This window comes from Streptomyces sp. LaPpAH-108 (genome assembly GCF_000373625.1).
In the GTDB taxonomy this organism is placed as follows: domain Bacteria; phylum Actinomycetota; class Actinomycetes; order Streptomycetales; family Streptomycetaceae; genus Streptomyces.
Genome location: NZ_KB891987.1, coordinates 369,358 through 388,924, shown reverse-complemented (window position 1 = coordinate 388,924; position 19,567 = coordinate 369,358). Strand labels below are relative to the sequence as shown.

19 protein-coding genes and 1 riboswitch are annotated in these 19,567 nt (G+C 73.0%); of the genes, 8 read left to right on the top strand and 11 right to left on the bottom strand.

The genetic code is table 11. The annotated features are described in order from the left end of the window. Position 1 precedes the first annotated feature (1 nt). The gene (locus tag B079_RS31155) at positions 2-1,387 is read right to left on the bottom strand and encodes an oxidoreductase (RefSeq protein ID WP_234016727.1); all 1,386 of its coding nucleotides are present in this window, start codon (positions 1,385-1,387) and stop codon (positions 2-4) included. Between the two features lie 711 nt (positions 1,388-2,098). Next, positions 2,099-2,554 (bottom strand): NUDIX domain-containing protein, encoded by a 456-nt coding sequence (locus B079_RS0101775; RefSeq protein ID WP_026248251.1) that lies wholly within the window; start codon positions 2,552-2,554, stop codon positions 2,099-2,101. A gap of 250 nt (positions 2,555-2,804) precedes the next feature. Here B079_RS0101775 and B079_RS0101770 point away from each other — a divergent pair, with 250 nt between their 5' ends. Both B079_RS0101770 and B079_RS0101765 read left to right on the top strand, forming a co-directional pair. After that, the gene (locus tag B079_RS0101770) at positions 2,805-3,569 is read left to right on the top strand and encodes an alpha/beta hydrolase (protein WP_018544046.1); all 765 of its coding nucleotides are present in this window, start codon (positions 2,805-2,807) and stop codon (positions 3,567-3,569) included. A 95-nt stretch (positions 3,570-3,664) separates the two neighbouring features. Further along, on the top strand, positions 3,665-4,138 hold the full coding sequence (locus tag B079_RS0101765) for a hypothetical protein (RefSeq protein WP_018544045.1): 474 nt from the start codon (positions 3,665-3,667) through the stop codon (positions 4,136-4,138). A 23-nt stretch (positions 4,139-4,161) separates the two neighbouring features. Here B079_RS0101765 and B079_RS0101760 read toward each other — a convergent pair whose 3' ends face one another. From B079_RS0101760 to B079_RS0101750, 3 genes are all read right to left on the bottom strand, one after another. Further along, a complete protein-coding gene (locus tag B079_RS0101760; protein ID WP_018544044.1) occupies positions 4,162-4,848 on the bottom strand; it encodes a maleylpyruvate isomerase family mycothiol-dependent enzyme in 687 nt (228 codons plus the stop codon). Between the two features lie 23 nt (positions 4,849-4,871). Then, on the bottom strand, positions 4,872-6,128 hold the full coding sequence (locus tag B079_RS0101755) for a metallophosphoesterase (protein ID WP_018544043.1): 1,257 nt from the start codon (positions 6,126-6,128) through the stop codon (positions 4,872-4,874). Between the two features lie 115 nt (positions 6,129-6,243). Then, positions 6,244-6,483, bottom strand: a complete 240-nt coding sequence (locus tag B079_RS0101750; protein ID WP_018544042.1) for an SCO4848 family membrane protein — start codon at positions 6,481-6,483, stop codon at positions 6,244-6,246. A gap of 91 nt (positions 6,484-6,574) precedes the next feature. Here B079_RS0101750 and B079_RS0101745 point away from each other — a divergent pair, with 91 nt between their 5' ends. Continuing rightward, the gene (locus B079_RS0101745) at positions 6,575-7,921 is read left to right on the top strand and encodes a D-alanyl-D-alanine carboxypeptidase family protein (RefSeq protein WP_026248250.1); all 1,347 of its coding nucleotides are present in this window, start codon (positions 6,575-6,577) and stop codon (positions 7,919-7,921) included. On the opposite strand, the gene B079_RS0101740 is transcribed toward B079_RS0101745, so the two are convergent. Then, on the bottom strand, positions 7,869-8,795 hold the full coding sequence (locus B079_RS0101740) for a YihY/virulence factor BrkB family protein (RefSeq protein ID WP_018544040.1): 927 nt from the start codon (positions 8,793-8,795) through the stop codon (positions 7,869-7,871). The genes B079_RS0101745 and B079_RS0101740 overlap by 53 nt on opposite strands. A gap of 158 nt (positions 8,796-8,953) precedes the next feature. Between B079_RS0101740 and B079_RS0101735 the strand changes: the two genes are divergently transcribed. Continuing rightward, positions 8,954-9,709, top strand: coding sequence for a decaprenylphospho-beta-D-erythro-pentofuranosid-2-ulose 2-reductase (locus tag B079_RS0101735; RefSeq protein WP_018544039.1), 756 nt, complete (start codon positions 8,954-8,956; stop codon positions 9,707-9,709). Positions 9,710-9,736: 27 nt separating this feature from the next. On the opposite strand, the gene B079_RS0101730 is transcribed toward B079_RS0101735, so the two are convergent. Both B079_RS0101730 and trpS read right to left on the bottom strand, forming a co-directional pair. Next, positions 9,737-10,318, bottom strand: coding sequence for a 2'-5' RNA ligase family protein (locus tag B079_RS0101730; protein WP_018544038.1), 582 nt, complete (start codon positions 10,316-10,318; stop codon positions 9,737-9,739). A 205-nt stretch (positions 10,319-10,523) separates the two neighbouring features. Continuing rightward, entirely contained in the window at positions 10,524-11,537 is a 1,014-nt protein-coding gene (gene trpS, locus B079_RS0101725; protein WP_037801056.1) for a tryptophan--tRNA ligase, read from the bottom strand. A 204-nt stretch (positions 11,538-11,741) separates the two neighbouring features. Between trpS and B079_RS0101720 the strand changes: the two genes are divergently transcribed. The 3 genes from B079_RS0101720 (at position 11,742) to B079_RS0101710 (ending at position 14,192) form a co-directional block, all read left to right on the top strand. Next, positions 11,742-12,344 (top strand): RNA polymerase sigma factor, encoded by a 603-nt coding sequence (locus B079_RS0101720; RefSeq protein ID WP_199779849.1) that lies wholly within the window; start codon positions 11,742-11,744, stop codon positions 12,342-12,344. Further along, on the top strand, positions 12,337-13,326 hold the full coding sequence (locus tag B079_RS0101715; RefSeq protein ID WP_018544035.1) for a hypothetical protein: 990 nt from the start codon (positions 12,337-12,339) through the stop codon (positions 13,324-13,326). The genes B079_RS0101720 and B079_RS0101715 overlap by 8 nt, the downstream gene beginning before the upstream one ends. A 218-nt stretch (positions 13,327-13,544) precedes the next feature. After that, positions 13,545-14,192 (top strand): hypothetical protein, encoded by a 648-nt coding sequence (locus B079_RS0101710; RefSeq protein ID WP_158684932.1) that lies wholly within the window; start codon positions 13,545-13,547, stop codon positions 14,190-14,192. 24 nt (positions 14,193-14,216) lie between these two features. On the opposite strand, the gene B079_RS0101705 is transcribed toward B079_RS0101710, so the two are convergent. From B079_RS0101705 to B079_RS0101690, 3 genes are all read right to left on the bottom strand, one after another. Further along, positions 14,217-15,674 carry a glycine hydroxymethyltransferase gene (locus B079_RS0101705; RefSeq protein ID WP_018544033.1) on the bottom strand — a complete coding sequence of 486 codons (1,458 nt, stop codon included), beginning with the start codon at positions 15,672-15,674 and terminating at the stop codon, positions 14,217-14,219. A gap of 40 nt (positions 15,675-15,714) precedes the next feature. Further along, a riboswitch (ZMP/ZTP riboswitch) is annotated at positions 15,715-15,803 on the bottom strand. A 723-nt stretch (positions 15,804-16,526) separates the two neighbouring features. After that, positions 16,527-17,711 carry a glutathionylspermidine synthase family protein gene (locus B079_RS0101695; RefSeq protein ID WP_018544031.1) on the bottom strand — a complete coding sequence of 395 codons (1,185 nt, stop codon included), beginning with the start codon at positions 17,709-17,711 and terminating at the stop codon, positions 16,527-16,529. Between the two features lie 20 nt (positions 17,712-17,731). Further along, a complete protein-coding gene (locus B079_RS0101690; RefSeq protein ID WP_018544030.1) occupies positions 17,732-18,121 on the bottom strand; it encodes a hypothetical protein in 390 nt (129 codons plus the stop codon). A 117-nt stretch (positions 18,122-18,238) separates the two neighbouring features. Between B079_RS0101690 and B079_RS0101685 the strand changes: the two genes are divergently transcribed. Beyond that, positions 18,239-19,114 carry a hypothetical protein gene (locus B079_RS0101685; RefSeq protein WP_018544029.1) on the top strand — a complete coding sequence of 292 codons (876 nt, stop codon included), beginning with the start codon at positions 18,239-18,241 and terminating at the stop codon, positions 19,112-19,114. Positions 19,115-19,567: the final 453 nt, after the last annotated feature.

Sequence of the window (19,567 nt, the reverse complement as noted above, 5' to 3'; positions counted from 1 at the left end):
GTCAGTTCCGGTTCAGCATGCGGGACACCCCGGCGACGACGGCCGTCGTGAGGAGCCAGCCGAGGGCGATCAGGAGGTACGACAGCCATTGCGCGGCCCCTGTCCAGTGCCACGCGCCGCGCTGGCCGAAGTCGCCGATGGGGAAGAGCAGGTCGACGGTGTAGACGAAGGCGTTGAACGGGTCGCCCTCTCCCGGCTTCGTGCGCACGGGCGAGCAGAGGCTGAACGCCAGCGTGCCGAGCAGCGAGAGCGCGGCCAGCCACACCCCGGCCGGCCAGGGGCGGTAGCCGTACCCGACCGTGACATCGAGCAGATGCCCCCACACGCGCCCCGCCAGGTGCACGGTACGGCGGCGACGGCGCTGCTTCTCCAGCAGCACCCGGCGGGCGGCGTCGTCGTGACCCGCCTGCCGGTAACTGGCGGCAAGCTGCTCGTACGGCTGCGGGGCGTAGCCGGGGTTCCGGCGGACCCACGCCAGGCGGTAGGCGATGTCCTCCTTCAGAGATGGCTTGTCGGAGCGGAGGGCGCCGTAGCCGAAGCCGTCCATCCGCACCTCCCGGGGCCAGGCGTGCTCGCGGTCGTGCAGCGTGGTGACCGTGGCGCCCCGGAGGTCCACGGTGCCCTGCGCGGGCGCGGCGAGGGTGAGGTACAGGGCTCCCGTGCGCATCCCCGCGCCGAGCAGCACCGTGCCACCGCCGCCGAGGGTGGCGCCGTCCAGGGTGAGCCGGTTCGCTATCTGGGCGCCCTCCAGCCGAAGGGTTCCCGTCGCGCCGAACCCCTCGGACAGGTCGACCACCGCGGCCGTCATGCCGTCCGCGTTCAGTGCCACGCCGCCCGGGGCCTCCAGGCGCGCACCGGCCAGGTGCAGACCACCGGGCAGCTGTGCGCCGGGCAGCCGCAGCCCGCCGTACGCGGTGAGGCCCTTACCGAAGACGCCGCCGCCCATGACGAGACCGCCCGCGAACAGCGCCCACTTCCCGGGGGCGGTGATCCGCACCCGGTTCAGTCCCAACTCCCCTGCCACGTGGGCGTTCAGGAGGGAGAGGCGGCCCGTGTCCATCACTGTCCCGCCCAGTTCGAGGTGCCCCTCGATACGGGCCAGCCCGGCGTCAACCCCGGGAACCCGGCTGTCCGTGATCCGGATCGTCCGCGTCGAGGCCCCGTAGAAGCTGACCGGGTGCTCCAGCAGGCATTCCTTCAGCCAGAGCACATGCGCGATCTCCGCCCCGGCCAGATCGATCCGGCCCGTGATCCGCGCACCGGCGAGCCGGAGCGAGGCCACGCTTCCGGCGCCCGCCGGGTTGACGCCCAGCAGCAGGGCGGACACGACCTCGGCGCGGACCGTCCGCCCCGGCCCCCACTCCGCTCCCCGGCGGGATCGTCGCACTCCGCTGTCCCGGTCCGCAGATCCACCCACCGCCCCTCGGGAAAGGCGTCCCCACAACTCCCGTTCCGTAGCGCTCAGTTCGTCATAGCTCAGCACCGCAACAGGCTACGGTCCACCCGGCATCGACTCGGGGCGTCCGGGGCAGGTCCCCTCGTGATCACACTGGCCGTCACCATCGCCCTGGCCTTCTTCGGCTACGCCGCCACCTACCTCAACGGCCTGCGCCTGACCCAGCGCCAAGAACGCCTCACCCGGGTGAACCGCCAGCTCAGCGACTTCTACGGCCCCCTGTTCGCCCTCACCGAGACCAACATCCGCACCTTCGACGCCTTCGCGGCACACCACGCCCGCCCCGGCGGGGTCTCCCCCTTCGCCCACGAGATCCCGCCCACCCCGGACGAACTCACCGAGTGGCGCCTGTGGGTGACGACCGTGTTCCTCCCCCACATCCAGGCCATGCGCGACCTGGTCATCCGCCACGCGGACCTCCTGAGCGAGCCGGACATGCCGCCCCTCCTCCTCCACCTGTGCGCCCACGTCTCGGGCTACGAGATCACCGCCGCCCGGTGGGCCCAGGGAGACCACGAGCAGCACCTCTCGGTGGTGCCGTTCCCGAGCGAGGAGCTTGCGGTCTATGCGCGTCAGGGGTTCGCGGAACTGAAGCGGGAGCAGGGCGGCTGCTGGGGCAACGGCGGTAGGCAGAAAGGCAGTTCAGACGGACGCGTCCCCCGCGATGAGCTGCCGGTGGGACTCCTGAAGTCCTTCCGGCAGCGCGTCCGGGTCGCACCACCGCGCCTCCAGGATCTCGAACTCGTCGATCTTCAGAGTGCCGCCGACATACCGCGCCTCGTACGCGACCTCCGCCCGGAGCCGGTAGCCGCTGAGGAGCCGCACCAGTCGGCCGGGCTCGACGTCGAGGCCGGTCTCCTCCTTGACCTCCCGTACGACGGTGTGCGCGAACTCCTCGCCCTTGACGGCGAATCCCGTGGGCAGTCCCCAGGCCCGGTCCGGGGGCCACATGCGGTGCCTGAGCAGCAGCACGCGCCCCGCGTCGTCCCGTACGACCCCGGTGACGCCCACCATGAACTTGGCGTTCACGAACCACAGGATCCGCCATTGGAGCGAACCTCGGACACTCCGCCACAGCCGGGCGACAACTCGCTTCATGGCCAAGCCCTTTCGCTCCGCGCGCCGACATCGTCCCTCATGATCGCAGCCGTGCCGGGGCCGAAAAGGGTTGGACGGGGTGACGGGCGGGCTTGTAGCTTGCTGGTGTCCGTGACGCTGTCCGAGGAGGTGAGTCCCATGAACGCTGTAGCGATGTGGGTGCTCCCCCTTTCTCGTCACGGCCGGCGATCGATATAGGTGTCGCCGGGAGCGCCTGGACAACAAGGGCACTCCCGAAAGGCACCACCTCATGCATTCTCCGCACTTCACCGCCGAGTCGTTCTCGGACGGCATCGCCGAGCGCGACTTCACCCTGGGTGAGATCCCCGGCGTTCTCTGGTCGCCGGCCTCCGGCGCCGATCGCGCACCCCTGGTCCTGATGGGCCACGGCGGCGGCGCCCACAAGAAGCACCGGGCGATGCTCGGCCGGGCCCACCTCCTCGTACGCGCCTGCGGCTTCCACGTCGCCGTCATCGACGCCCCCGGTCACGGCGACCGGCCGCGCGACGAGCGGGACGAGCGGGACATCGCCGAGCTGCGCCGGGCGCAGGCGGCGGGCGAACCGGAGGCGCCGGTCGTCGTGCCGTACAACGCCCGGCTGGCCGAAGCCGCCGTGCCCGAGTACCGGGCGCTCCTGGACGCCCTTCAGGAACTCCCGGGGATCGGCACCGAGGGCCCGGTCGGGTACGTCGGCATCGGCCTGGGCATGGCGATCGGGGTACCGCTGGTGGCGGCCGAGCCCCGGATCACGGCCGCCGTCTTCGGCATGGCGTGGCCCGACGCCCTGTTCGAGTCGGCGAAGCGGATCACCGTCCCGGTCGAGTTCGACATGCAGTGGGACGACGACCGCATCCCCCGTGCCGCGAGCCTCGCCCTGTTCGACACCTTCGCCTCGCCGGAGAAGTCCCTGCACGCCAACGCGGGCGACGACTTCGACTTCCCGAGGGTCGAGTCCGCCAGCGCGGCCCGCTTCCTCGCCCGGCACCTGGGGCGGAGGGTGACCTCAGCGGTCTGAGGCTGAGCAGTGGCGGCGCCCCGTCCCTCGGGGGCACCGCCACCCGGCCGGTCAATGCCGTCGCCGTCGGGCCGGAGACCTCGTAGATTCCCGCCATGCCCTACACCATCGAACTCGTCCGTACGCAACACGGGTTGAGCGTCGAAGAGACCCTCGACCGCCTCAGCGCCGGGTACGACCCCGACGCCGAGCTGCCGCCGCTTCGGCTCACCGACGCGCAGCGGTCCGCCTGGCAGCGCGTCCTGAAGCGAGTCGAGCGGGAGATCCGGCCCGTCGAGCCGGAGGAGTACCTCCACCGCCTGGAGCTGTGGACGGTCGGCCCGCCCGGACCCGTGCAGCTCATCTACGACGGGGACTCGGCCACCGTCGAGGTCACCTACCGCCACTCGGGACAGACGGCGTCGGCGGTGATGGAGGTGGCCTACCGCATCGCCCGCATCACCGAGGAGGAAACCGGCCTGACCGGCCATGACTTCGAGGTGGATCAGCCCACCCGGACCGGCGACCCCGCCAGGGCAGCCGCGCGGCTGGCCGGGGTCTCCGACTGGGCACAGCGGAATCTGACCTGATCCGGCACCGGGGAGGGCTCCGGTCAGGGCACCAGCGGTCCCGCCAGCGCCCTCAGCCCCGCCTCGCGGTCCCCTGTCCAGCTCAGCGATTCCGTGTCCCGGGGCCGGCGGCCCCACAGCATCAGCAGCAGGTCCTCGGCCGTGCCGGAGACTTCCGCCAGGCGCTCGCCGGGGCCGTAGGTCCAGGAGGCGCCGGAGTCGGTGGCGGTGAGTCGTACCGCCCGGGTGGGAGCAGTCGCGGTCCCCTTGGAGATCATGCGGAGTGCCATCGTGTCGAAGACCTCCGCGACGCCGTCGGCGGCGAGGGCCGGGTCCATCGGCTTGGCAAAGCCAAGGGCGTGCTCGGCGTCCCAGCGGTGCATCAGCGTTTCCTGGGTGCGGCGCCGGAGCCAGAAGCCGACCGTGCGGGGCAGGGCGAAGGTCCACGCCTCGGTGCCGGGATCGACCGAGAGGGCCTGGACGAGCGCGTCCGCCGACTCGGCGTACCAGGCCGTGAGGCCCGCCCGGTCGCGGGGCGCGGCGCTCTCGTCGTAGCCGCGGCCGTGCCTCTCCCGCACGGCCGTGACGACCCACAGGTTCCCCGCGCCCATGTGGGCGGCCAGATCCGCCAGCGTCCAGTCGCCGCAGTGCTCGACCGGAGCCGACAGGTCGCCGTCCAACGCCGCGCCGAACGCGTCCAGTTCACGCCGAAGTTCCACGAGGTAGTCCACGGCGCCAAGGTACAGGCCGCCGACTACGCGTTCATCGCCGCCAGTTCGATCACCGTCACGTCCGACGGCGCGTCCACGCGGGTCGGCGGGCCCCAGGCGCCCGCGCCTCGGCTGACGTAGAGCTGGGTGTCGCCGTAGCGTTCCAGGCCCGCGACGGTGGGGTTGGCGGCCTGTGCGATCAGGTTGCCGGGCCAGAGCTGGCCGCCGTGGGTGTGGCCGGAGAGCTGGAGGTCGACGGCGTGGCGGACGGCCTCGTGGATCTGGACGGGCTGGTGGGCGAGGAGGACGCAGGCGCGGGCGGGGTCGCGGCCGTCGAGGGCCTTGGCGAAGTCCGGGCCCTGGCCCTCGCTCGCGCCCTGGACGTCGTTGACACCCGCGAGGTCGAAGTACGGCATCTCGGTACGGGCGTTCTCCAGCGGACGCAGGCCGAGGGTACGGACCTCCTCGACCCACTGGGCGGCGCCGGAGAAATACTCATGATTTCCCGTGACGAAGAAGACGCCGTGACGGGCCTTCAGACCGGCCAGGGGCGCCGCGGCCGGGCCCAGGTTCTTCACGCTGCCGTCCACCAGGTCGCCCACCACCGCGATCAGGTCCGGCTGGGTCGAGTTGACCGTGTCCACGACCCGCTGGGCGAAGTCGCGGCCCAGGACCGGGCCCAGGTGGATGTCGCTGACGACCGCGATGCGGTAACCGTGCGCCGCCCTCGGCAGCTTCGCCAGCGGCACGGTGACCCGCTTCACGCGCGGGCCGCGCAGCACGCCGTACGTCCCCCAGCCGACCGTCCCCACGGCCACCCCGGCGACGACGCCCCCGGCCACCCGGGAGACGAAGAGGCGGCGGGAGAAGTCCTGGGGTTCGGGGGTCACCACCGGCGCGGTCACCACGGTGTCCGTCCCCGAGGACGGCACGGTCGCCACCGTCTGCTCCGGCACCGGCACCACCGCCGCGCTCGCGACCGGGCCGCGCCGCCGCCGGTTCGCCCACCACCGCACCGGCTCCGTCGCCACCGTCGTCAGCAGCAGATACAGCGCCAGCGCCATCCACAGGAACCCGGGCCACGCCAGCGTTTGCTGGAGCCAGAAGGGCGCCCCCGAGCGTTCCGCCACCAGCGCGGCGACCATCAGCAGCGGGCCCGCCACGAAGAGGGCCGTACCCGCGCGGCGGGCCGGACCCGGGGCGCGGGTCGTGTCGCGGACCAGGCGGCGCCAGACGTAGTGGTGCAGGGCCACCACGGCGGCCAGCACGGCCAGGGCGACCAGTACGAAGACGATGACCACCGCGACCGCTCCCGTCCTTGACTTGTGGCTGTTCTACCAGTCGGTCAGATCCACCGGGACACCGGGAGAGCGGCGGTCCGTACGGCGCCCGCGGGCGCCGTCCCTCGGACGTCCGCTATGACGTCCGCCGCAGTGCGCGCAGTCCGCGCAACCCGATCACTCCGATGACGGTCCCAAGGACGAAGGACGCGATCGCCAGCAGCAGGTGCACCCAGAAGTAGGCGGTGGGGTGGCCGTTGTCGAAGGCGAGACCGCTCCCGTCCTTGACCAGGTTCTTGACGAAAGTGATCCAGATGAACCAGCTCCACACCCCGAACGCGAGCAGGAACCAGGACACCGGGCGGCTGAGCTTCATGCCTCCAGTATCGCCGCCGGCTGGCCGGTTCCTGGCCCGGGGTGGGGTGGGGAGGCGGACTTCACACCGCGCAGCAGGTACGTTCTCGACCGTGTCCGCACCTCAGAAGATCGGCAAGCGACCCTTGTTGATCGCTTCCGCCACTTTGCTGGCCGTTTCCGTGACGACGCTCACGGCACCGGCCGCCTTCGCCGCTCCCAAGCCCTCCGGGAGCCCGACGGCCACCACCGGGCCCGCCACCAAGCCCACCGCCACTCCCCCCGCCCGCATGTCGACGCTCGGCGGCGAACGGCTCGGACAGCCCGGCACCCAGGTCGACCTCGCGAGCGGCGTCCCCGTGCTGCCCAAGGACCTCACCGCCCGCTCCTGGATCGTCAGCGACGCCGAGTCGGGCGAGGTGCTGGCCGCGCACAACGCGCACTGGCGGCTGCCCCCGGCGAGCACCCTGAAGATGCTGTTCGCGGACACGGTGCTGCCCCGTTTCCCCAGGTCGGAGACGTACAAGGTGGCCCCCGCCGACCTGGCCGGGATCGGCGCGGGCTCCAGCGTGGTCGGGATAAAGGCGAACCGGACCTACTCCGTGCACGACCTCTGGCTCGGTGTCTTCCTGCGCTCCGGCAACGACGCCGTCCACGTGCTGTCCGCCATGAACGGCGGCGTCGCCGCGACCGTCAAGGACATGCAGGCGCACGCCGACCAGCTCCAGGCCCTGGACACCCACGTGGTCAGCCCCGACGGCTACGACGCCGACGGCCAGGTCTCCTCGGCGTACGACCTCTCGCTGTTCGCCCGCTCCGGGCTGCAGAAGAAGGACTTCCGGGAGTACTGCTCGACCGTGCGGGCCAAGTTCCCGACCGGCAGCACCCAGCCGGGCAAGGGCAAGGGCAGCGGCAAGGCGGTCACCGAGTACGACGAGATCCAGAACACCAACCGGCTGCTCAGCGGCGACACCGACGTGCCCGTCTACCAGGGCATCGCCGGGGTGAAGAACGGCAACACCACCCACGCGGGCGCCACCTTCACCGGCGTTGCCGAGCGCGGCGGCAAGGTGCTGCTGGTCACCGTGATGAACCCGGCGAAGCCCGAGCACAACGAGGTCTACAAGGAGACGGCCAAGCTGTTCGACTGGGGGTTCCAGGCGGCCGGGAAGGTGCGGCCGGTGGGGACGCTGGTCCCGCCGAAGAACGCGGTGACCGCCTCCCCCGACGCGTCGGCGTCCGCGTCGGCCGCGCCGAGCGCCGCCCCGAGCGACACCCCCGGCACTGCCGGAACCGCAGGAGCCGTACCCGTCGGTGCCGCCGTCGAGGGCGGCCACCGGGGCGCCGGGACCGCGCTGGCCGTCGCGGGCGGGCTGCTCGTGCTGCTCGTGGGCGCGGTCTTCCTGGTCAACCGCCGCTGGCCGCTGCCCGACCTGCTGCGCCGCCGGAGCCGTCCGTGACCTCGCCGGAGGGCTCCTCCTTGCCCTCCTCGCTGGTCGTCGCCGTCCAGGCGGCGCTGTAGAGCAGCAGCTTGCAGGTGAAGTTGATCCACAGCAGCAGGGCGACGGGGACACCGAAGGCGCCGTAGACGCTCTTCGCGGCGACGCCCTGGATGTAGCCGCTGAGCAGCAGCTTCAGCAGTTCGAAGCCGACCGCGCCGAGCAGGGCCGCGACGATCAGACGGCGGCGCGGCGGTTCGACGCCGGGCAGCAGGGTGAGGGCGTAGAGCAGGATCAGGAAGTCGGCGAGCACGGCGACGGCGAAGGCGGCGGCCCGCAGCAGCGCGGTGCCCCAGCCGTGCTCGTCCAGGCCGATCTCGTGGGCGACCCGGCCGATGGCGGCCGAGGCCAGCGTGGAGGCGGCGAGGGTGACCAGCAGGGCGCCGCCGAGCCCGATCAGGATCCCGGCGTCCTTGAGCTTGGCGACGATCGGGTTGATCCCCCGGTCGGGCAGCTCCCAGACCGCGCGCAGACAGTCCCGGATCTGGCCGACCCAGCCGATGCCGGTGAACAGCAGCGCGGCACCGGCGATGACGCCGACCGTCCCGGCGTTGTGCACCAGGCCGCCGAGGTCCAGCTTGTCGGCCAGGCCCGGGAACTGGGCCGCGATCTGCCGCTCGACCGTCTTCTGCCGGGACGGACTGAGCGTCGCGGCGGTGATCGCGGCGGCCACGGTCAGCAGCGGGAACAGCGCGACGAAGCTGACGAACGTCATCGCGGCGGCCAGCCAGGTCCAGTTGACCCGGTCCAGGCGCGCGTACGACCGCCAGGCGTGCGTGGTCATCAGCCAGGTGACGACCGGCCCGATGCCGGGGAGCTTTTTCAGCCAGTCCATGATCCGTCTCTGCCCTCGTCGCGGGAACTCCATGTGCCGTTACCCCGAACCACGGGTGCGGCACCGCACTTGTACCGCGTCTCATTAATCACCCATTGCGGGGAGCCCGGCGACGCCTTGCGGTGAATCACCCATATGCGGGCGATACGGTCACGGGCATGTCTGCTGTCTCCGGACCTCCCCGGTCCCTGCTCGTCCTCGGCGGCACCTCGGAGATCGCGCTGGCGACCGCGCGCCGCCTGGTCGCCCGCCGCACCCGCACCGTCTGGCTGGCCGGACGCCCCTCCGCCGCGCTCGACCGCGCGGCAGCGAACCTGCGCGGCCACGGCGCCGACGTGCGCACGGTCGCCTTCGACGCCCTGGACCCCGAGTCCCACGAGACGGTGCTCGGCAAGGTGTTCGCGGAGGGCGACGTCGATCTCGTCCTGCTGGCCTTCGGGCTGCCCGGCGACCAGGCGCGCGACGAGTGCGACCCGATGCGCGCGGTCCGCCTCGCCCAGACCAACTACACCGGCGCCGTCTCCTCAGGCCTGGTCGCCGCCCGTGCGCTCCAGGACCAGGGCCACGGCGCGCTGGTGGTCCTCTCCGCCACGGCCGGGGAACGCGCCCGCCGCACCGACTTCATCTACGGCTCCAGCAAGGCCGGTCTGGACACCTTCGCGCAGGGCCTGGGCGACGCGCTGTACGGCACGGGCGTCCAGGTGATGGTCGTACGGCCCGGGTTCGTACGCACCGCGAAGACGGCCGGGCTCGGTCCCGTGCCGTTCTCCACCACCCCCGAGGCGGTCGCGGCGGCCGTCGAACTCGGGCTGCGCCGGGGCTCGGAGACGGTGTGGGTGCCGGGGACGCTGCGACCGGTGATGGCGGCGCTGCGGCACACGCCACGGGCGCTGTTCCGCCGACTGCCGCTGTAGGCGCGGGAGCTGCCGGAGCCGCTGGAGCTATCGGCTCGCGATCGTGCCGCGCTCGGCCGGGTGGCCCGCCTGCGGGGGGACGACCGGGGCGCCGAACTGGTAGTCGCGCAGCCTGCCCCACACGCCGTCGGGGCCCTGCTCGTAGAGCGCGAACCCGGCGCAGGACCACTCGGCCTCGAACCCGGCCAGTTCCTCGAACGCGCGGTCCATGGCGGCCTCGTCGATGCCGTGCGCCACGGTGACGTGCGGGTGGTACGGGAACTGCAGCTCGCGCGGGACCGGTCCGGAGGCGTCACGGACCCGCTGCTGGAGGTCCGCGCACTCCTCGGCGCCGCGCGCCACGCGCACGTAGACGACGGGCGACAGCGGCCGGAAGGTGCCGGTGCCGGACAGGCGCATCGGGAACGGGCGTCCGGCGGCGGCCACGGCGGCGAGATGGGCGTCCACGGCCGTCAGGTCCGCCGCGTCGACCTCGGTCGGCGGCAGCAGGGTGACATGGGTGGGGATGCCATGGGCTGCGCGGTCACCGAAGCCCGCGCGCCGCTCCTGGAGCAGGCTGCCGTGAGGCTCCGGGACCGCGATCGACACGCCGATCGTTACGGTCCCCACGTCGTCTCCCGTCGTCACGTGTTGTCCGGCCGGCCACCTGTGCCCCGGCCACCGGCTATCGACTGTACGGCCACGGCTGTCCTCCGGGCAGGCGCAACGGACGTGATGTACGGCGCTTCTCCCCCTGGGACACGCGTGCGGTCGTACGCCCCGGGCGACTCGGGCGTCCGGGGCCCCGCTCAGTGCGCGTCTGTGCCGCGCGCGCTCAGTGCTTGGCGGGCAGGAAGCCCACCCGGTCGTACGCCTGTGCCAGCGTCTCGGCGGCGATGGCGCGCGCCTTCTCCGCGCCCTTGGCGAGGACCGCGTCCAGCGTCTCGGTGTCGTCCAGGTACTGCTGGGTGCGCTCGCGGAACGGCGTCACGAACTCGACCATGATCTCGGCGAGGTCGGTCTTGAGGGCGCCGTACATCTTGCCCTCGTACGCCTTCTCCAGGTCGGCGATGGAGGTGCCGGTGAGGGTGGAGTGGATGGTGAGCAGGTTCGACACGCCGGGCTTGTTCTCCGGGTCGAAGCGGATCACCGTGTCGGTGTCGGTGACCGCGCTCTTGACCTTCTTGGCCGTCGCCTTCGGCTCGTCGAGCAGGTTGACGAGACCCTTCGGGGTGGACGCCGACTTGCTCATCTTGACGGCCGGGTCCTGGAGGTCGTAGATCTTCGCCGTCTCCTTGAGGATGTACGGCTTCGGGATCTCGAAGGTCTGGCCGAAGCGGGTGTTGAAGCGCTCGGCGAGGTCGCGGGTCAGCTCGATGTGCTGGCGCTGGTCCTCGCCGACCGGGACCTCGTTGGCCTGGTAGAGCAGGATGTCCGCGACCTGGAGGATCGGGTACGTGAACAGGCCCACGCTCGCGCGGTCGGCGCCCTGCTTGGCGGCCTTGTCCTTGAACTGGGTCATGCGGGAGGCCTCGCCGAAGCCGGTGAGGCAGTTCATGACCCAGGCGAGCTGGGCGTGCTCGGGCACGTGGCTCTGCACGAACAGGGTGCAGCGGTCGGGGTCAAGACCGGCCGCGAGCAGCTGGGCGGCGGCCAGGCGGGTGTTGTCCCGCAGCTCCTTCGGATCCTGCGGGACCGTGATCGCGTGCAGGTCGACGACCATGTAGAAGGCGTCGTGCGTCTCCTGGAGGGCCACCCACTGGCGCACGGCACCGAGGTAGTTGCCGAGGTGGAACGAGCCGGCGGTGGGCTGGATACCGGAGAGCACGCGGGGTCGGTCAGTCGCCATGCCCCCCATTCTCTCAGGTGCGGGGGACCGGTCTCCGCCAGGTGCCGGGGAGCGGTGTGGGTGGTGTCGGGCGGCGAGGTCTCCCGTGGGTGGGGGCGGTGTCTCCGGGGGCCGGGAGGGCGTCTCCCCGGGGCCCGGGGAGCCGGTCCGGAACCGGCCCGAACCGGATGGGAACCGATCCGGCTCTCGCGGTGTAACAAGAACGTGAGAACGCGGGAGGGGGGCCGCATCGCCGATGAGGCCGCGGTGATCGCACGCGTACGCGCCGGAGAGCCGGAGGCGTACGCGGAGCTGGTGCGGGCCCATACGGGCATCGCGCTGCGGGCGGCCAGAGCACTCGGCGCGGGTGCGGACGCGGAGGACGTGGTGCAGCAGGCCTTCGTCAAGGCGTACTGCACCCTGGGCCGCTTCCGGGAGGGTGCGGCCTTCAAGCCATGGCTGCTCGCCATCGTCGCCAATGAGGCGCGGAACACGGTGCGGACGACGGCGCGGCAGCGCACGCTCGCGGGCCGGGAGGCCGCGTTCGCGGAGGCGGAGCCGCTGATACCCGAGTCGGCGGACCCCGCCGTCGCGACCCTGGAGACCGAGCGCCGCACGGCACTCCTCTCCGCCCTTGAACAGCTGAGCGAGGAGCATCGCCTGGTCGTCACCTACCGCTATCTGCTGGAGATGAACGAGTCCGAGACCGCCGAGGCCCTGGGCTGGCCCCGGGGCACGGTCAAGTCCCGCCTGGCCCGCGCCCTGCGGAAGCTGGGGCGCCTGCTGCCGGATCTTCAGCCCGGGGAAGGAGGTGACGAGGGTGCGTGAGGGTGAGGCGGACCCGTCTCCGGGTGCGTGCGAGGGCAAGGGCGGCCGGTGGCCCTGGGGGCGGCATGGCCGTGAGCGGGAGTCCGGGCTGCCGGAGGAGCTGCGGAAGCTGGGGCGGTCCCTGGACCCGGGTGCGCCCGGAGGTGCGGAGGAGTCCGGGTCCGCCGGGACGGAGGGCCTGCGGGGGGCGGGCGCGGACTCCGGTGCCGAGTCGATGGCCGAGCGGGTGCTGGAGCGGATACTGGCCGAGCGGTTGCCGGTCCCGGTGGCCGAGCCGCCGAGCGCCCGGGAGCGGCTGCGCGCGGTCCGGCGCTGGATCCGGCTGCGTCGGCGCTCGCTGGCCGCGACGCTGTGCGGTCTGCTGACGGTGGCCGTGGCCACACCCCCGGCGCGGGCGGCGCTGCTCGACTGGTTCGGCTTCGGCGGCGTCGAGGTGCGGTACGACCCGTCGGCGGTGCCCTCGCCCGGTGCCGAGGTCCCCGGCTGCGGCCGGTCCTCGGTCACGCTGGCGCAGGCGGCGCGTCAGGCGGGGTTCGCGCCGCTGGTGCCGGACGCGCTGGGGGCGCCGGACGCGGTGACGGTGAGCGGTGAGGCGCACGGCCGTTTCCTGGTGACCCTGTGCTGGCGCGAGCGGGGCCGGACCGTCCGCCTCGACGAGTTCCCGGCCTGGCTGGACATCGGCTTCGCCAAGACCGTGCGGGAGCCGCCGGAGTGGGTGCCGTTGAAGTCGAACGGGAGCGTGGCGGACGGGGCCGGTGGTGTGCCCGACCCGGCGCTGTGGTTCCCCCGGCCGCATCAACTGAGCTTCTGGCTGCTCGGCGACCACGGCGAGCGGTACCGCCATGAGGTACGCACGGCCGGACCGACGCTGCTGTGGACCCAGGGGTCGAGCGGCGGGGAGGTCACGCTCCGGCTGGAAGGGGTACCGGCGAAGTCGCGGGCCGTGGAGATCGCGCGGTCGCTGGAGGAGGGGGCGCGGTAGGTCTCGGGGGGACTCAGGGTTCGTGGGCTCGCGGGGTTCGCGGGGTTCAGCGGGCCTTCTCGAAGCCGTCGAAATGTTCCGGGCCGGGTGGGAACCCGACCGTGTCGGGCGGTGTACCAGAAGTGACACGCGGCTCATGGACGGGCCGCACGGGACACGGCTTGGGGGACGGAATGCGGAAGGGCACGGTTCGTGAACTGAGGGCTCTGGGCGGGTTGTTGGCGGCAGCGGTAGGTCTGGTGCTGTGGGCCGCGTCCCCTGCGGCCGCCGGTGGGCCCACCAGTGTGCTGGTGGCCTCCCCGGAGAGCCGGCAGACCACGTCGCTGTACAACTCGGACAAGGAATACGAGACCTTGCTGCGGCTGCTCGGCCCGGAAAACCAGGGCGCGCGCAAGCTGCCTCCCCAGGCGGGTCTGGACATGACGCACGCCCGGCAGATCAATGTGAGCTGGATGGTGCACGACATGGCGCCCTGGCGGATAGACCGGGTCTTCCCCGTCGACACCGAGCCGGGCACCGTCTGGATACACACGGCGACAGACCTGCCCGACTCGACCAACGGCTACTGGCATCGCGCGGAGCAGGGCGTCGAGTTGCGCGCGCTGCTCAAGAAGCTGGGCGTGATGGGCGCGCGCACCAGTGACGGGTACGCGGGGGTCTTCCCGGCGCCCTGGCAGTCGGAGTCGGCCGCTCCCAGCCCGGCCGTCGCCCACGCGCCGAAGGCGTCCGCGCCCGACCGGCTGACGGACGGGATGTGGTGGGCCGCACCGGGCCTGGTCCTGGGCGGTGCCGGTGGCCTGCTGATACGCCGCGTGGCGGCCCGGCAGGGTGCCAGGCCGCCACGGGATGAGCCGGTCGGTCTCTGAGCGGCGTGCTCCGCCCGGAAGGGGTCAGCCGAGGTCGATCTCCGGGTACAGGGGGAACTCCGCCACCAGGTCCGTCGCTCGCTTGGAGATCTCGTCCGCCAGCTTCGGGTCCAGGAGGTGCTGGGCCTTGGAGGGGGCGCCGGACTTCGTCGTGCCGGGCTTCGTCGTCGTGAGGACGCGGTCGATCAGGGCGGCCACCTCGTCCATCTCCGCCGTGCCGAGACCACGGGTGGTGAGGGCGGGGGTGCCGATGCGGATGCCGGAGGTGTACCAGGCGCCGTTGGGGTCGGCGGGGATGGCGTTGCGGTTGGTGACGATGCCGGACTCCAGCAGGGCGGCCTCGGCCTGGCGGCCGGTGAGGCCGTAGGAACCGGCGACGTCGATCAGGTTGAGGTGGTTGTCGGTGCCGCCGGTGACCAGGGTGGCGCCGCGCCGCATCAGGCCCTCGGCGAGCGCGCGGGAGTTGTCCACGATCCGCTGGGCGTAGTCCTGGAAGGCGGGCTGACGCGCCTCCGCCAGGGCGACGGCCTTGGCGGCCATCACGTGCGGGAGCGGGCCGCCGAGGACCATCGGGCAGCCCCGGTCGACCTGGTCCTTGAGGGAGTCGTCGCACAGGACCATGCCGCCGCGCGGGCCGCGCAGGGACTTGTGGGTGGTGGTCGTGACGATCTGGGCGTGCGGGACCGGGTCGAAGTCGCCGGTGAGGACCTTGCCCGCGACCAGTCCGGCGAAGTGGGCCATGTCGACCATGAGGGTGGCGCCGACCTCGTCCGCGATCTCGCGCATGATCCGGAAGTTCACCAGGCGGGGGTAGGCGGAGTAGCCCGCGACGAGGATCAGCGGGCGGAACTCGCGGGCCTGGGCGCGCAGGGCCTCGTAGTCGATGAGGCCGGTAGCCGGGTCGGTGCCGTAGGAGCGCTGGTCGAACATCTTGCCGGAGATGTTCGGGCGGAAGCCGTGGGTGAGGTGGCCGCCCGCGTCCAGGGACATGCCGAGCATCCGCTGGTTGCCGAAGGCCTGGCGCAGCTCGGCCCAGTCGGCCTCGGTGAGGTCGTTGATCTGGCGGACGCCCGCCTTCTCCAGGAAGGGGACCTCGACGCGGTCGGCGAGGACGGCCCAGAAGGCGACGAGGTTGGCGTCGATGCCGGAGTGCGGCTGGACGTAGGCGTGCCGGGCGCCGAAGAGTTCGCGGGCGTGCTCGGCGGCGAGGGACTCGACGGTGTCGACGTTGCGGCAGCCCGCGTAGAAGCGGCGGCCGACGGTGCCCTCGGCGTACTTGTCGCTGAACCAGTTGCCCATCGCGAGGAGGGTGGCCGGGGAGGCGTAGTTCTCGGAGGCGATCAGCTTGAGCATGTCGCGCTGGTCGTGGACCTCCTGGCCGATGGCGTCGGCGACACGGGGCTCCACGGCGCGGATGACGTCGAGCGCGGCGCGGAAGGCGGTGGACTCGGTGGAGCCGGACGGGGTGGCGTTCTGGGGCATGGGGACCTCCGGACAGGGCGCGTCTGCGTATCGGCGTGTTCGGTTCGGCCCAGGCGCACGGCACTCGCTGTTCGCGGGCCGCTCCCCGATGGTCCGTCCCATCCCAGCGCGCCAGTCACGGCCCACAGCCACCATACCGGCCTGCGGCGAGCGGGGGCGCGGGTCGGGCGGGGTCGGGGTGCCGAGGGGCGGAAGGGGTCGGGGTGCCGGGGCGGAAGGGGGCGCGGGTCCTGACGATCACGTGCCGCACGGGCCGGCCGGAGTAGGGGTGCGGGGTACGGGGGGGGCGGAAGGGCGGGCGGTTGCCGAGGGCCAGGGGTGTCGGGACCGGCCCATGGCGGTACGGGGCCCGCGCGCAGGCGGTCCGGACTGGTGGAGGGGCCCCGGTCGCCGCCCCAGCGGACCTCGCCCGCGCGGGTTCGCCGGGAACGCCGGACCGGTTCGGCAAGAGGACGCGCCACCCGCCGGGGAAGGCCGCACGGGACCGCCGAAGGCCCAGGGACGGCGAAGGCGGGGCCTGGGCGGACGGGCCCCTGCTCCCGCTCCTGGCCGGTACCGCGCCGGGCACCCCGGCGGCGCAGCTCCGCCGCACGGCGGCGGAGAAGGACGGCTCGGCGACCCACGCGACGGCCCTGGACGGCCTGTCCGAGGGCGAGGTGCGGAACCGCCGCAGGTGAGCCGCACCCATGGGGCAGCCTCGGCTGCCACCCCAGCCGCCCCCGCCCCACGCGGGTGCGCCGGTCCGGCAGGGGGACGGCAGGAGGACGCACCGTGCCGTGCCGCCGGGAAGGCCGCGCCGGGCGGCCCGCCGGGCGCGGGCCCGCGCCCGGCCGCCTCCTGAGCGGCGCGTGGCTAGCGGATCACGTGCGGGACGAAGCGGGCGTAGGAGTCGGTGATCAGGCCGCTGGACTCGCGGATGCCGAGCCCGGCCGGTTCGCCGTCGACGGTCCAGGCGCCGAGGACGACGTGGTTGCCGTCGAAGGCGGGGAGGGGAGCGAGGGCCTGGTAGCAGCGGGCTTCGCCGCTCGGCGGGGCCGGGGTGCCCGGTGGGTGGACGGTGACGCCCTCGCCCTCGCGGCCGAGCAGGGGCTTGGTGACGTAGCCGGTGGTGTCGGCCAGGTCGTGGGGGCCGTCCAGGTGGGCGGGGAGGAGGTGGGGATGGCCGGGGTACAGCTCCCAGAGGATCGCGAGCAGCGCCTTGTTGCTGAGCAGCATCTTCCAGGCGGGTTCGATCCACAGGGTGCTGCCGGTGCCGCCGCCGTTGTCGAGGGTGTCGAGGACGTGGCCGCCGAAGGCGTCGGTGGTGAGCCATTCCCAGGGATACAGCTTGAAGATCGCGCGGATGAACCTCAGCCGGTTGTCCACGAAGCGGCCGGAGAGGGTGTCCCAGCCGATCTCCTCCATGGTGAGCCAGTCGGTGTCGAGCCCGGCCTGTTCGGCGGTCTCCTTGAGGTAGGCGACGGTCATCAGGTCCTCGCCGAGTTCGTCGGCCGAGGAGTGCGCGAAGTGCAGCGGGGCGCCGGGCGGGAGCAGCTTGGCCTGGGTGCGCCAGGCGTCGACCAGGCGCTCGTGCAGGGAGTTCCACTGGTCGGCGCCGGGGAAGCGGTCCTCCATCCAGAACCACTGCGCGGAGGCGGCCTCGACCAGCGAGGTCGGGGTGTCCGCGTTGTACTCCAGCAGCTTGGCCGGGCCGGTGCCGTCGTAGCGGAGGTCGAACCGGCCGTAGACGGAGGGGAGTTCGGCGCGGCGGTGCCATGCCTCGGTGACCGCGCGGATCACGCGCGGGTCGGTGATGCCGAGGTCGGCGAAGCGGTCGTGCTCGACGAGGTGTCCGGCGGCGGCGAGGCACATGGCGTGCAGCTCGGCGACGGTCTCCTCCAGTGCCTCGATCTCGGGCAGGGAGAAGGCGTAGTAGGCGCTCTCGTCCCAGTAGGGGCGCAGGGTGCCGTCGGGGTGGCGGGTGAGCGGGTAGATCACGCCCTGCGCTTCGACGGTGCGCTGCCAGTCGGGGCGGGGGGTGAGGGTGTGGCGTTCCATGGGGGTCGGTTCCGGTCCGGTCAGCCGCCGGAGCTGCCGTGGCCGCCGCCGAAGCCGCCCCGGTGGACGCCGCTGTCGCCGTCGTCGTACGACGAGCCGCCGCCGTACCGGTTGCGGGAGGTGTGGGTGGTGCCGCTGCCGCCGGAGCCGTTGCGGGGTGCGGTGAAGGAGCCGCCCTTGACCCAGGAGCCCTTCTTCTTGCCGCCGTAGTACCAGGAGCCGTTGACCTTGGTGGCGGTCGTGCAGTTCTGGTCCGCGACGACCTTGTAGCCCTTGGCGAGCTGGTAGCTGCCGTGGTCGACGCAGCGCTTGTCCGGCTCGGACGAGCAGGCGGCCAGGGCGGCGGCCAAGAGGCCCATGCCGCCGAGGACGACCGTGGTGGAGCGGAGTTGAGCCCGGGTGTTCGCCATGTTCTGTTCTCCCCCGTCGATGGCGCGTTCGACGGTCAGCCTAGAGATCGGTGTGAGTTTCCGGCAGGGCGGCCCCGGGCCTGTCCGCTGTCCTACAGTCGCTTTGTGCTTTTTGGAATGGTGTGCGCGCTCGGCGCGGCGGTCTGCTTCGGTACGGCCACGGTGTTGCAGGCGGTGGCCGCGCGGGCGGCCGGGGGCCGGGGCGGCGGGGAGGCGGCGCTGCTGCTGCGGGCGGTGCGGCAGTGGCGGTACGCGGCGGGGCTCGCGCTGGACGGGCTGGGCTTCGTGCTCCAGATCCTCGCGCTGCGCTCGGTGCCGATCTACGCGGTGGGTGCCGCGCTGGCGGCGAGTCTCGCGGTGACGGCGGTGGTCGCGGCGCGGCTGCTGCGGGTGCGGCTGAGCGGGGCGGAGTGGACGGCGGTCGGCGTGGTGTGCGCGGGGCTCGCGCTGCTCGGCCTGGCCTCGGGTGCGGAGGGCGACCTCGGCGGTCCGGCGTGGCTGCGGTACGCGCTGCTCGGTACGGCGGCGGGGGTGCTGCTGCTCGGCGCGGTCGGGGGGCGGCTCTCGGGACGGCCGCGCGCGCTGTTGCTCGGGCTCGGCGCGGGGTGCGGCTTCGGGGTGGTGGAGGTGGCGGTCCGTCTGGTGAACTCCCTTGCTCCGTACGCCCTGTTGACCGACCCGGCCCTCTACGCCCTCCTCCTCGGCGGGGGCGCCGCCTTCCTGCTGCTGACCTCGGCGCTGCAACGCGGTTCGGTCACCACGGCGACGGCCGGGATGGTGCTCGGCGAGACCCTGGGCCCGGCGGCGGTGGGCGTGGTCTGGCTGGGCGACCGCACGCGGGCGGGGCTCGGTCCGCTCGCGGTGCTGGGGTTCGTCGTGGCGGTGGCGGGGGCGCTGGCGTTGGCGCGGTTCGGGGAGGCGCCGGGGGCGGAGGGGCTGGGGGCGGTGGAAACGGGGGCCGAGCCGCGGCCGGAGGCGGAAACGGTGGGTTGAGAGGCGGGCGCCGCCTGGGGAAGCGCCGGGGGCGACGGGGGCGGAGCCTGCTGGTGACGGCTCGGCCGCTGCTTGGGAAGACGCGAGGGCGGGCGCCGAGCCAGTGGGCTGACGCACGGCACGCAGTCGACCCGCCAGACACCTCCCGCGCCGCCGCACCGAGAGGGCGCGGCCCGCCGTCCGCCCACTGCGGGCCTCCCCCACCGCCGCACCCGCAGGGGCGGTCGCCGAGTCGGTGGGCTGATGCACGCGGCACGCGGTCCACTCGCCGCACGGCCCCCGCACCACCGCACCCGAGAGAACACGCGACCCGCCGGTCACCCGCCACAGACCTCCCCCACCGCCACACCCGAGGGCGCGCTCGACCCGCCGTTCGCCGCCCCGCACCCGCACCCGCACCCGCACCCGCACCCGCACCCGCACCCGCACCCGCACCCGCACCCGCACCCGCGA